General features: G+C 31.3%; 11 protein-coding genes and 2 pseudogenes. 7 read left to right on the top strand and 6 right to left on the bottom strand.

Features of this window, described 5'->3' with window-relative positions:
• Window positions 1–423: 423 nt before the first annotated feature.
• On the top strand, window positions 424–1,083 hold the full coding sequence (locus CIGNP91_RS08930) for a methyl-accepting chemotaxis protein (protein WP_236845135.1): 660 nt from the start codon (window positions 424–426) through the stop codon (window positions 1,081–1,083).
• 131 nt (window positions 1,084–1,214) lie between these two features.
• On the opposite strand, the pseudogene CIGNP91_RS08875 reads toward CIGNP91_RS08930, so the two are convergent.
• From CIGNP91_RS08875 to CIGNP91_RS06895, 6 genes and pseudogenes are all read right to left on the bottom strand, one after another.
• Window positions 1,215–2,145, bottom strand: a pseudogene (locus CIGNP91_RS08875) (AMP-binding protein).
• Entirely contained in the window at window positions 2,142–2,333 is a 192-nt protein-coding gene (locus tag CIGNP91_RS08935) for a hypothetical protein (protein WP_236848383.1), read from the bottom strand. Before CIGNP91_RS08935 ends, CIGNP91_RS08875 begins: the two are co-directional and overlap by 4 nt.
• Window positions 2,323–2,607 (bottom strand): annotated as a pseudogene (locus CIGNP91_RS06880) (AAC(3) family N-acetyltransferase); the annotation flags it as partial. The gene CIGNP91_RS08935 and the pseudogene CIGNP91_RS06880, both read right to left, overlap by 11 nt.
• Before the next feature lie 132 nt (window positions 2,608–2,739).
• Window positions 2,740–3,165, bottom strand: coding sequence for a type II secretion system protein (locus CIGNP91_RS08850; RefSeq protein WP_086244302.1), 426 nt, complete (start codon window positions 3,163–3,165; stop codon window positions 2,740–2,742).
• A complete protein-coding gene (locus CIGNP91_RS06890) occupies window positions 3,165–4,445 on the bottom strand; it encodes a dihydroorotase (RefSeq protein WP_086253740.1) in 1,281 nt (426 codons plus the stop codon). Before CIGNP91_RS06890 ends, CIGNP91_RS08850 begins: the two co-directional genes overlap by 1 nt.
• Window positions 4,445–5,377, bottom strand: a complete 933-nt coding sequence (locus CIGNP91_RS06895; RefSeq protein WP_086225023.1) for an aspartate carbamoyltransferase catalytic subunit — start codon at window positions 5,375–5,377, stop codon at window positions 4,445–4,447. Before CIGNP91_RS06895 ends, CIGNP91_RS06890 begins: the two co-directional genes overlap by 1 nt.
• Before the next feature lie 170 nt (window positions 5,378–5,547).
• Between CIGNP91_RS06895 and CIGNP91_RS06900 the strand changes: the two genes are divergently transcribed.
• The 6 genes from CIGNP91_RS06900 to CIGNP91_RS06925 all read left to right on the top strand — a co-directional run bounded on the left by CIGNP91_RS06900 (window position 5,548) and on the right by CIGNP91_RS06925 (window position 13,801).
• Window positions 5,548–6,555, top strand: coding sequence for a DUF1848 domain-containing protein (locus tag CIGNP91_RS06900; RefSeq protein ID WP_086253741.1), 1,008 nt, complete (start codon window positions 5,548–5,550; stop codon window positions 6,553–6,555).
• Window position 6,556: 1 nt separating this feature from the next.
• Window positions 6,557–7,720, top strand: a complete 1,164-nt coding sequence (locus tag CIGNP91_RS06905; RefSeq protein WP_086241699.1) for a 3'-5' exonuclease — start codon at window positions 6,557–6,559, stop codon at window positions 7,718–7,720.
• Between the two features lie 11 nt (window positions 7,721–7,731).
• Window positions 7,732–9,306 carry a hypothetical protein gene (locus tag CIGNP91_RS06910; RefSeq protein WP_086253742.1) on the top strand — a complete coding sequence of 525 codons (1,575 nt, stop codon included), beginning with the start codon at window positions 7,732–7,734 and terminating at the stop codon, window positions 9,304–9,306.
• Entirely contained in the window at window positions 9,290–10,729 is a 1,440-nt protein-coding gene (locus CIGNP91_RS06915) for a hypothetical protein (RefSeq protein WP_086253743.1), read from the top strand. The genes CIGNP91_RS06910 and CIGNP91_RS06915 overlap by 17 nt, the downstream gene beginning before the upstream one ends.
• A 144-nt stretch (window positions 10,730–10,873) precedes the next feature.
• The gene (gene rho / locus CIGNP91_RS06920) at window positions 10,874–12,202 is read left to right on the top strand and encodes a transcription termination factor Rho (protein WP_086225018.1); all 1,329 of its coding nucleotides are present in this window, start codon (window positions 10,874–10,876) and stop codon (window positions 12,200–12,202) included.
• 9 nt (window positions 12,203–12,211) lie between these two features.
• Window positions 12,212–13,801, top strand: a complete 1,590-nt coding sequence (locus CIGNP91_RS06925; RefSeq protein WP_086253744.1) for a DNA polymerase III subunit gamma/tau — start codon at window positions 12,212–12,214, stop codon at window positions 13,799–13,801.
• Window positions 13,802–13,807 lie beyond the last annotated feature (6 nt).

Below are 13,807 nucleotides of genomic sequence, written 5' to 3' on the forward strand. Positions count from 1 at the left end.
AGCAATATTAATGTGCTTGTTTTCTCAATTGGAATTTTAGCCTTTGCGTTTATTGCTACATTTGGATTTAGCTACATTATAATCCATAATATTAATAGTAGAATTGCTAAAATCCTAAACTATCTAGTATATGTCCAAAAAACAAAAGATATTAGACCAAACAATGTTCTAAACAAAGGCAAAGATGAGATTGGGCTAATCTATGAACAAATAGAAGGATTTTTAAAAGTTATTAGACAGCTATTTGGTCAGCTTGATGGACAAATTCAGCAAAATCTACAAATTGCAAATGACTTACTAAGCGAGTCAAAAGTAATTCAAAATGATACTCAAGAGGGCTTTAAACTATCAAAAGATTCACAAATAATCGGTCATAGCGTAGAAGATAGCCTAAGCGATAATGCTTTAAAAAGCAATGATACAATGAACAATATCATCACAGCTAAAAATGAACTAAGCTCAACCTCTAGCGTTATATCTGAATTCTCTGAGCTAGTAACACTTGATGCAAGTCGCCAACAAGAGCTATTAACTAATATCTCAATGCTAAATAATGATGCTCAAAATGTTAAGAATATTCTAACAACTATATCAGATATTGCTGATCAAACCAACCTTCTTGCACTTAATGCCGCCATCGAAGCAGCAAGAGCAGGCGAACATGGTAGAGGATTTGCAGTTGTTGCTGATGAGGTTAGACAGCTAGCTGAAAGAACTGGCAAATCTTTAGATGAGATTGATATAACTATCAATGCTATTACTAAGTCAATTAATGATGTAAGCTCAAAAATCACACAAACCTCAAGAGATTTTACAACATTTGTCGATGAAGCGCAAAATATTCAAAATACAATCCAAACAGCAAATGATAACATTGATCATGTCATCGCCCTAGCTACCCAAGCAATGGCTAGTTCAAAAGAGTTAAATGATAAAACCAATAACCTACTAAGTAATAATAAAACATTAAATGATAGGCTACAAAATATCTCAAATTCAATGGATAAAATTAGCTCAGTTTCTGATACACTAGAGCATAAAGCTGAGGATTTAAGGGATAAAATTAGCGAATTTAAGTTTTAATAGCTTGGTTAATAGTATTTGCTGCAATGGCTAAGCTTTTAGTCATTGCAAGAATAATCATAAATGAAGCGATTTAATAAATAGATATTTTTATTAAATCGCCTTATCCTTTACCAATTACTATAATACTCTCAAAGCTTATCATCAAGCGCCTTTCTATCGATTTTGCCATTAGCATTTAGAGCAAATTTATCCAATCTTATAAATATTTTTGGGATCATATACTCTTGAATTTTTTTACTTAAAAACTCTCTAATCTTATCTATATCTCTACTAGCTTCATAAAACGCTACAATTTTCTCACCAGTAAATTTGCACGCTGAACGCTTGATTTGCGGATGTGAATTTAATGCCGCTTCTATCTCACCTAGTTCAATCCTATGACCATTTAGCTTGATTTGAGAATCTAGCCTGCCATAACAGATTAACTCATTATACTCATTATAAGCTGCAATATCGCCAGTTTTATAAATCGGGTCGTAGAAGTTATTATGAAGTGGATTTTGGATAAATACCTGCGCACTCTTAGACCTATCGCCATAATAACCAAGACTAAGACTACTACCACGCACGCATAATTCACCTTTGATAAATGGCTGAGTAATAAGGTTATTATCTTCATCAAAAAGTAAAATTTGTGTATTTTTACACGCTTTGCCAAATTGAGTTATCAAAATAAAATGGTGCTTGATTTACCAATATTTCATCACTTCCAACATCAAATGTTTTACTAATCCAAAATGTATAATCAATCACACTTTTATGGCTGATACTCACACCTTTTGGCTCACCTGTGCTTCCGCTAGTAAATAGCACATAAAGCAAGTCAGTATCAATAATCTCAACTCTACTAAGCAGTGATAAATTTAACTCAAAGCTATCAAATTCATCACTATAAATTACATCGGCACCATATTCATTAGCACTACTGCCTAAATCCCTTGCTGTAATAATAAGTGCAGGTTTTAAAATATTTATAATTTTTTGCACTCGCTCAAATGGCATTTTCTCATCTATAATACTATAAAAATTTCCACTTCTAGCCACGCCAAAATATCTTATTTATCACTAACAAATACCCCTTTATTCCAATCAAGTTCATAATCAATAAATGTATAAAGATTTTTACCGCCATTATTTAATAAATCATTAGCTGTAATTCTAAAAGTATCACAAGAACCAAGCAGCTTGATATAATAATTATCAAATTTAACTTCCTTTAAAATACTTTCATAAAAGCTATTTGGCATATTTTTTTTTCGAATTTATCTCATCAGCACGAACATACATCACATAAGTTCTCTTAGTCTCTACGCCATTAGCATCAATATATCCAGCCGTAAAAGGCTTAAAATAGCGATATGGCACTTGCAAGGCCTCCTCTACATAGTGTGTAAATGTAATTCCCATATTGATTACTACATTAAAAAAGACCATTTTCGCATCAAATTTATACATATAACCAAATGGCGAATAACTCTCAAAGGCATCGATATTATTAAGATTAGCAAGCATTTTAGCATCCTTGCCCCAAACCCATTAATGAATAAATCGGGTAAGCTGTACGGCCAAATTCAGGGCGGTTTTTTAATATCCAGTTAGCTAACGCTCCAGTCGATCCAGATAATAAGCAAATTTACCTTTTAATAGTGAAAATTAATTAAATATTCCGCTACTGCTTAGGGTGATATCATTATCTATCCACTCTTTAACAGCTGGGATTTTAACTAAAGTTTTGCATAATGGCTCGCTTGAATTACTAGCATCATCAACACTAATAGTATCGCTTGCGAGCGTGATATTTAGGCAACTTGTCCAAGCTTCGTTTTTATCTAGTGATTTTTTATATGTTGGAGCGAGATTTTCTAGATTGCTTTGAGATTTTAATTCACCAGCTGGTAGTTTGCCATTTATAGTGTAATATGCAGTAAGCTGGACGATGGTATCTTTTAGTAAAGTAGCTGATGTTACAGCACTTGCATCGTCCTTAGTAGCAACTAGCCTAGGCACTGCGATACTAGCTAAAATGCCAAGCACCACAATAACAAAGACTAGCTCAATCATAGTAAATGCATTTCTCATCACGCCACCACATTTGGAAAATCATATACTAATCTTCCAGATTTTATAGTTTTAATTGCAGCACCTTTTAGTTTTTTACCTAGAAGTGGTGAGTTTTGTGATTTAGATTTGTTTAGCTTCTCATCATAGAGATATTCAAATTCAGGATCGACAATTGTAATATCAGCCAAATAACCCTCAGCGATAACTCCTCTATCGTTTAGTTTTAGTAGTTTGGCTGGATTTAGACTAGTTAGCTCTACCATTTTATTTAAGCTTATCACCCCATCACGAACTAAATTTAAAGTAAGTGGAATGAGCGTTTGAAGGCCTAAAATTCCAAATGGAGCCTTATCAAATTCTCTTTGTTTTTCATCATTATGATGCGGAGCGTGGTCAGTACAGATGATATCTATAATTCCATTTTTTAATCCATCTCTCATGGCCTCTACATCAGCTTTGGTGCGAAGTGGTGGAGACATTTTGTAGTTTGTATCATAGTTTTCAAGATAGCTATCATCGAAGGTGAAGTGGTGCGGGCAGACTTCACAAGTGATATTTATTCCCTCTTTTTTAGCTGTTTCTATTAGTTTTAAACTCCATGCACTACTAACATGAGCTATATGGATATGGCCGCCTGTGAGTTTAGCTAATAGCATATCACGACTTATCATTATCTCTTCTTGTTCTCTTGGCATACCTTTGATACCTAGCTTCATAGACATTAGACCTTCATTCATGTGGCCATTTCTACATAGTGAGCAGTCTTGAGAGTGATTTATGATAAATGAGCCGTGAAATGCTGAATACTCAAGCGCAGCTCTCATAACATCGCTAGAGCTAACAGGCAATCCATCATCGCTAAATGCTACACATCCAGCCTCGCTCATCTCGCCCATCTCGGTAATTCCACCGCCTTTCATTCCTTTGGTTATAGCGCCAATTGGCATTAAATCTATTAGGCCTCGTTTTTTAGCCTTTTCTATCATATCTCTAGTTATTGTAGCATTATCATTTACTGGGTTTGTATTTGCCATTGGACAACAAGCAGTTACACCGCCAGCTACTGCAGTTTGCGATCCAGTGATAATATCATCTTTATACTCAAACCCTGGATCTCTAAAATGCACATGGATATCAATTAATCCCGGCATAACTAGTTTGCCATTAGCATCTATTACCATATCAGCAGATGGCTCATCTGTGGTAATGGCGATAATTTTATCATCTTGTATTAATATATTTGCTTTTTTACTCTCGTTGGCATTGATTATTGTTCCATTTTTTATTAAAGTTTTCATTATAGCCCTTTTAGATTTTTATAAACTATATCTAATATAGCCATACGCACAGCTACGCCATTTTCTACTTGTGATAAGATTGTAGATATGCGTGGATCATCGGCTACATCACTATTTAACTCTACGCCACGATTGATTGGTCCTGGATGGAGGATTATTACATTTTCTTTTGCTTTTTGCATTCTAGTTTTGCTTAGTCCAAAATATCTGCAATACTCTCTAATGCTTGGAAATGGAGTCTCATCATCGCTTCTTTCTAGCTGAATTCTAAGCATTATAATAGCATCGCTTCCACTTACTGCCTCATCCATATCTTTGCAAATTTCACAACCAAAAACCTTAGCATATTGCATCATTTGGGGTGGGCCAAATAGTTTAACTTTTATACCTAGGGTTTGCATAGCATAGATATTTGATCTAGCTACCCTAGAGTGAGCTATATCACCAATGATTGAAACTGTAAGATTATTAAATGAGCCAAATTTTTCATATATTGTAAAGAGATCTAATAACGCTTGAGTAGGATGCTCATTGCAACCATCTCCTGCATTTATCACACAGCTAGGAGTGCGAGAAGCGACAAATTGTGCTGCACCTGAACTACTATGACGCATTATAAAGATATCTGTTTGCATAGATTCTATATTTTTGATTGTATCTATTAGGGTTTCGCCTTTATTGGTGCTTGAGTTACTAGCAGTGAAATTTATAGCATCGCTAGATAGCCTTTTGGCTGCAATTTCAAAGCTTGTGCGAGTTCTAGTGGAGTTTTCGAAAAATGAATTTACAACCGTTACGCCTTTTAGAAGTGGAGACTTTTTCTCATTTTGTAAATTTAGATTTTTATAATCTTTAGCTAGGTTTAAAATTTGATATATATCCTCGGTGGTAAGATCTTTTGTAGAGATGAGATCCTTTTTGGAGTATGCCATTTTTGCCCCTTTTTTTAATACGATATTTTATCTAGATTTGGCTTAATGGTAGATTTAATTTTGAAATTTGAGATATTTATTTAAATTTAAATTTCTTCTTATCATATTTACTTCAATATAAGTATATTTTGATATTATAGTGAAATTTAAATAATTTTTTAGGTGAAAATATGGCTATTTGGGAGAACAAGGATATTGTTTTAGATAGTGGTGAAACTGTAAAGGCGCAAGCTCCTGTGATTATCTCTGCAAGTAGAGCGACTGATATACCAGCGTTCTTTGCTGATTGGTTTAGAAATAGATTTGAAATAGGCTATATAAAGTGGATTAATCCTTTTAATGGTAAGCCTTTATATGTGAATTTTGATAATACTAGACTTATAGTTTTTTGGAGCAAAAATCCTGAACCAGTGATAAAGCATTTAGATTATTTTGATAGCATTGGAGTCAATTATTATTTTCAATATAGCTTAAATGATTATGAGATTGAGGGGCTAGAGGCTGGTGTGCCAAGCAAGAAAAAACGTATTGAAACTTTTAAAAGATTATCTGATAGATTAGGAAAATCTAGAGTTATATGGAGATACGACCCACTTTTAATAACTAAAAATTTACCTATGGACGCTTTATTAGAAAGAGTAGAAAAAATTGGTGATGAGCTTTATAAATATACTAATAAGCTTGTATTTAGTTTTGCTGATATATCGTCCTATAAAAAGGTTCAAAATAATTTAAAAAATGTCCCTTATATTGAGTTTGATTCCCAAAAAATGGAATATATGGCAAAACATATATCGCAGATGGCTAGGCGTTGGGGGATTAAAGTAGCGACTTGTAGCGAAAAGATTGATTTGGATAAATTTAATATAAAGCATAATAAATGCGTAGATGATGATTTAATGATAGAACAGTTTTATAATGATCAAAAACTAATGAAATTTCTAGGGGTAGAAGTAAACCGGGGGCTTTTTGGTATAGAGATTAAAAAAACTAAGGAAAATAAGGATAAAGGACAAAGGGAAGATTGCGGCTGTATAGTTGCTAAGGATATCGGTCAGTATAATACATGCGTTCATCAATGTATATATTGTTATGCTAATACTTCAGCCAAAACAGCGATAAGTAACTATAAAAAATATCTTATAAATCCAAATTCAGAAAGCATTATAGGGGTGTAAAATGGCGATATCTAATTCCAATAAAGTCAGCGAAGAACCAGCAAGGGAATATGCAGTATCATTTCCACTAATAACAGATTTATCAGCAAATCAGCAAATGGTTTTAAATTCAAAAGATCCATTTTGGGTTACTGGGCCAGCAGGATGTGGCAAAAGCATAGTATCTCTATGGAGATATATAAATGATGCTAAAGATAATAATATTATAATGATAGCTTATACAAAAAGTTTGCGAAAATATTTAAATTGTTGCATAGAACAAAGTGGCAATAACATTAATGAAGTTAAATCATTATATGAAACTTTTAAATATAATAATAGCTGGATAATAGAACCTGATATAAAATATGATGTGGTTATAATAGATGAAGCCCAAGATATAGAGATAGAGGCATTTAAGGCAATTGCATCTGCTACTAAGAGGATTTGCATTAATGCAGATATGAATCAACAACTATATAGCAACCAAAATAGACCAGATACAGAAGAGAGATTGGAAAATATACTAAAAGATTGCGAATTTGAACCATTAAAAAAATACTCTTTGAATCGAATATATCGCTATGATCAAGGGATATATGAGTTTGTAACAGCCTTTATAGGCTTGGGGCAGAGCGTAGAAGCATTAGATAATTTTTCAAATGATAGATATACTTTACCAGTAGTTTATGAAAATATCCCAAATGATGAAGAGATATCTTTTATTGTTGAGCTTATAAAATCATATTCTGATACAAATATCGCTATATTGTTGCCATTTGCTCAAGAGGATGGTTGTAATAAATTCAATAATAAGCATATTAAAGAGTGTTCTGTAGAGTATTATTATGATGAGTTAAAAAGTCGTGTCGATTGCACTTATTATGTTAGCAATGAAAATGAGGTTAAAATAGGAAGAGTTCATATATGCACTTTTAAATCCGCTAAGGGTTTAGAATTTGATACTGTTATTATACCAAAATTACATCTTATAAGACTTATTACGGAAAATAAGACAATAAATCAAAATATAATAACTAAGAAAGATTATTATGTAGGATTAACAAGAGCTAAAACTAATTTAATTTTATTAAATAATGTTTCGTTAAATAAAATACAGTATTTTAATGATATGGGTAAAACTGATTGTTATATAAAAAAAGATTATAATGAAATGAAAAATTAAGAAAGAATAATATGAAAGAGATTTTTATACCTATAAAAAAAGATAACATAGTTCACTATTTTGGAACTGGAATTATTAAAGCAAGGGCATATTTTAAAACAGATCATATATGTGATATTCAAAATTTATGTCCTAATAATATCATAGCTTTAAAAAATAAAGAGTTACCTCAAAATTCTGATTGCTTAATTGCCGTGTTAGTTGAAGATGAGTTTGTTCAAGATAGTGAAAATATAATTATTATAAAAGAAGCTATCCCTATTTCAAGAATAAATAAAATTTATATCAAAGATATTGATAATATTGATAGGTTAATATCCAATGCAAATATGGCAACAAATACTGTAGGTGGAGGAGCTATTATTCATAAAGAGATATTTGAAAAGCTGAATATAGAACAAATTAATTTAACAATACCAATTCATTTACCTAATTCAAAAGATGAAAATTTAGCTATAAAGCTAGATAAATTTAATAGAATAATGGGAGCTATGGCTTTTATCAGTCATAAAGAAAATAATAACCTGAATAAAACTTTGTTTGATATTTTGTCTATATTAAATAAAGATATCGCTACAGAGTATAAAAAAATTACAAATTTTAAACCAAATTTAGAAATAATACCTATTAAAAAATTAGATTTATCAAATTATGAAATATTAAATTTTAAAGATTGCAAAAATAAACTTGATGCAAAGAATATAAGTGCTGGTATAAAAGATAAATTTGAAATACCAATGGATAAATTTAAATTACATGATACAGATACTGGATTAAAAATTTTATATGATCTATTTAAAGCAAGCGATCCGATATCAAGCGAAAAGATTAAAAATATGAATAATGATACTCTTTTTCTTTATGGATACAATAAAGGATATGATGGTCTAAGGACATTTTATGAGAAAAAAAAAGTTAAATTTGATATAAATAGCTTTATAGGTAGAGTGATAATAGAGATAATATATCAATACGCCATAAAAGATAAAGATAATATAGATATATTGTTTTTAGATAAATATAAGCAAAATTCGACAAGCAGAATGGAAAATGATAAAGATTATTATCTATTTGATTCATCAAGACCATTTAGTATATATGATTTTATAGATGAATATAAGATGAATTTTTATCAAAATGATACTTACTTGGCAAAATATATAGAAGAAGATAAGAATTTATCTAAAAACTTAAATGAATTAGATAACATAAAAAATCAAAATCTAGAAAAAATTTCTAATGGCATAGAAGAAATTATAAAACGATGTGCAGAGTATGAACAAAAAATAAATCAACTAAAAAAAGAAAATATTATATTAAGACAAAAGTTTGCAAATATCAATCAAAATGATATTTTGACAAATAGCGACAATTTAGATAGAAACTACATTATGGATAATAATCATATTGAAACAATTCAAGATAAAAAAGATAATTTAATAAATGAAATAAATGAAATACTTAGTAAACTAGATTCTAAACCATCTAAATCTAAACGAAAAATAGATTATGAAAATGCTTGTAATGATATACGAAAAATTATAAGCAAAGACAAAGGGCTTCTTGACTATGAATCTACTAATTAACACAATTAAAAATTTGCCACACTCTCTAGATGATAATTTTCAAAATATCTATGAATATATGAATGATGGCTATAATATTTATAGCCAAAATATTAAAGATGAGCTAGATAAAATAAATATTCACCAAGAGATAATATATAATAAACTTGATATATCAAATACTAGACATTTTTCTTTTATTATCTTGCTTATGAAGCTATATAATAGATATATGCTAGATACTTCTTTTTTCTATCTTTATGATAGATTAATACAAAATAAAATTGATTTAGGCTACACAGTCCAAGTTATGTATTTAATGAGAAAAAATTTAAATTTAGATAGAATTAAATCTAATATAAATGATATAATATTTACTCTCAAAAAAGGATATGAATCCAATGAAGACAGAGATATCATTAATTTTATAATAAAACAATATATCTTTAATTCACTAAAATTAAACCGAAAAAATCTATATATTTATAATAGTATATTAGATATTTTTGAGCAAAAATTTTTATTAGATGTTCAAAATGATTTTTTAGATACCAAATCTTTGCAAGATTTTTTATATCAAGCAAGAGATAAAGATGAATTTTTAAATCAATGGGATGCGCAAATTCATAATATTTTCCACTATGAGAGCATCGAAGATATAGCTATTAAGATAGAAAATGGCGATTATGCTGATTTTATAAATTCAATTAAAAATATCAAATTTACAGATATACAAAACCATGCTAAAGAATATTATTCAACACATATAACCGATACAAATTCTAGGCATTATAATTTAGATAGAGGCAAAGCTGTATTAAAAGACAAAGAAGATTTGATCCAGTATATATACTCTTTTGGTAAAATGCATTCATCTAAATTGCAAAAATCTTTAAAATTACTACTTGATGAATTTTATAAGCTAGATAAATTAAATGTAGTAGATTATGGGTGTGGCCAAGCGATGGGGATTATGAATTTATGTGATTTTATTAACAATAATAAATTAGATTGTAAAATAGATGAAATAATATTAATTGAGCCTTCCAAACTTGCTTTATCTAGGGCTATACTTCATTCTAACGCATTTTGTGTTGACTCAAAAATTAATCCAATATGTAAATATTTAAATGATATAGAAGAGAGCGAGCTCAAATTTAAAAATAAAGAAATTCCGGTAATTCATATTTTTTCAAATATTTTAGATATGGAAGCCGTAGTATTAAATCAGAAATTATATAATTCCATAGAAAACGCTATGGGAAAATCAAATTTATTTATATGCGTTAGCCCATATATTGGCAAAATTGCAAATAATAGAATAGACATATTTTATGAGTATTTTCGTAGCAAATATAATGCTAGATTAATAAGCAACGAAGCATATGATAGAACAGAACATTGTTATACAAAATATTCAATACTATTTGAAGTTAATAAATAAAATTTAGCTTAAATATAATTTTTAATAGATAGCTAAATTTATCTCTTTTATTGACAATTTAAAAAAATTTGTATAAAATTGGTTCTTTCAAACTACAATTTTATTCGTTGTACTGCTATTTATTCACTATATTAAAGAGGTCTAATGGAAAATAAGGAAACTGCTCAACAATCAAACCAACCAACCAAAAAACAACACACACGCACACATACGCCAGTTGATGGCTATAAAATAGAAGAGTTAAGACTCCAAGACTTAGATAGCCTAGTAGCAATCGCCGAAGAAGTAGGCGTCCAAAACCCTAGAGAATTTCGCCGCCAAGAGCTAGTATTTGAAATTCTAAAAGCCCAAACCAAACAAGGCGGATTTATCTTATTTACTGGAATTTTAGAGATAGTTGAGGGCGGATATGGCTTTTTACGCTCTACTGATGCGAATTTGAGTGATTCTGCTAATGATACATATGTTAGCCTAAGCCAGATTAAAAAATTCGCCCTAAGAGTCGGTGATATCATAACCGGACAAGTAAGAGAGCCAAGAGAACAAGAGAAATATTACGCTCTTTTAAAGATAGAAGCGATAAATTATAAATCCATAGCCGAAGCCAAAGAGCGCCCATTATTTGATAATCTAACTCCGCTATTTCCAAATCAAAAAATTCAATTAGAATATGATCCAATGAAGCTTACAGGTCGTGTGCTTGATCTTTTCACCCCGATAGGCAAGGGGCAAAGGGGACTTATAGTTGCCCCACCTAGAACAGGTAAAACTGAGCTTATGAAAGAGCTAGCTCACGGCATTACAAGAAATCATCCAGAAGTTGAGCTAATAGTGCTTTTAATAGATGAGAGGCCAGAAGAGGTTACAGATATGCAACGCAGTGTGCGTGGTGAGGTATTTAGCTCTACATTTGACTTACCAGCGTCAAATCATGTAAGGGTAGCCGAGTTGGTGATAGAAAAGGCTAAAAGGCTAGTAGAGATGGGAAAAGATGTTGTGATATTGCTTGATAGCATTACTCGCCTTGCTAGAGCGTATAACACAGTAACCCCAAGTAGCGGTAAGGTTTTAAGCGGTGGTGTGGATGCCAATGCCCTTCATAAACCAAAGAGATTTTTTGGTGCAGCTAGAAATATAGAAAATGGCGGAAGTCTAACGATAGTAGCGACTGCTTTGATCGATACAGGTTCTAGAATGGATGATGTGATATTTGAAGAGTTTAAAGGTACGGGTAATAGCGAAATTATCTTAGATCGCACCATTTCAGATCGCAGAATTTATCCAGCTGTAAATATACTCAAATCCGGCACTAGAAAAGATGAATTGCTACAAGGTAGCGATGATTTAGGCAAAATTTGGGCTATACGAAATATTATAGCTACTATGGATGACATAGAGGCTCTTAAATTCCTATACTCTAAAATGTTAAAAACCAAAAACAATAAAGAGCTTTTAAGCATAATGAATGAATAAGGACTAAATTTGAAAGCTTTAGCACTCAAATATCGCCCAAAGAGCTTTGATGAATTAATAGGTCAAGATGTGGTGGCAAATACGCTATCTCACGCCTTAGATTCTAATAGATTAGGCCATGCGTATCTATTTTCGGGGCTTAGAGGGAGTGGCAAAACTAGTAGCGCTAGGATTTTTGCTAAGGCTTTATTGTGTCAAAAGGGTATAAGCGCTCATCCGTGCGAAGTTTGCCCAAATTGTATAATGGCTAATGAAAATCGACATATGGATATCATAGAGATGGACGCAGCAAGCCATCGTAAAATCGATGATATCAGAGAGTTAATTGAGCAGACAAAATACTCACCAAGTAGTGCGAGATTTAAGATATTTATCATTGATGAGGTTCATATGCTAACCAAAGAGGCCTTTAATGCGCTTTTAAAGACACTTGAAGAGCCACCTGATTATGTTAAATTTATTTTAGCGACTACTGATCCTCTGAAACTTCCAGCTACTGTTTTATCACGGACTCAACATTTTAGATTTCACTCTATTGCCAAGGCTAGTGTGGTAAAGCATTTGGAGTTTATATTAAATAAAGAAGGGATTGAATTTGAGCCAAGAGCCTTAGAGGTCTTAGCCAGAAGTGGTGGTGGTAGCCTTAGAGATACTCTTACCTTGCTTGATCAAGCTATAATCTACTCACACGAAAAGCTCACGCATAAGGTTATTGTAGATATGCTAGGACTACTTGATCCAGCTAAGGTAGATGAGATATTTGCAATAATAAATTCAAGGGATAAAAATAATCTTTTACAGCTTTTAAATGAGCTTCAAAATTATGATTCTAGCTCAATAATTGATGAATTAATCGAGCATTTAAAGTATAAATTTATACACCAAAATGGCGACTTTTCACTTTTGATTTTTGAGAGATTTTTTAGGATATTAAGCGAAGCTAAAGCTATGCTAAATAACTCAGCCGATCCAGAATTTGTTTTATTTATCACATTATTTATGATGCTTGAGGCATTTAATCTTACAAATATTGATGATGCGATATCATCACTAAAATCTCAATCACCCAATTCAAATTTATCGCTAAATTCAGTGTCAAATTTAACCTCGCAGCCAACAGAGCAAAACCATTCTAATTTAACATCAGTTAAGCCAAAATCAAAAAATAACTATCAACTATTTGTTGATGCCATTTATGATAAAAGCTATGAACTAGGTGTAATTTTTGATGAGTGTGTGAGTTTTAAAGGATTTAAAGATAACACTTTAAATCTTGAGTTTGCTATGAGTGATGATCAGCTAATTTTGGCTAGGAAATTTTATAATGATGTAATTTTACCATCTGTTCGTAGTATTTATGGAGATAATAGCAAGCTAAATGTACAAAAAAGTGAACCAAAAAAGCAAAGCCCGCTTAGCCGTGCTCCAATGCCACCAATAATAGGGCAGACTACGCTAAATAAGCAAAATCCAAATTCAAAACCAACCGATGAGCCAAAAGGATTAGAGGCACTAAAATCATCAATGAGCCAAGAGGATATGAATTTAAAAGAGTTAAAACGGCTGTTTGGAGAGCCGCAGATTTTATCAAATAGTTAGGAAAAT

Origin of the sequence: Campylobacter sp. P091 (assembly GCF_002138935.1) — a bacterium.
GTDB classification, from domain to species: Bacteria; Campylobacterota; Campylobacteria; order Campylobacterales; family Campylobacteraceae; genus Campylobacter; species Campylobacter devanensis.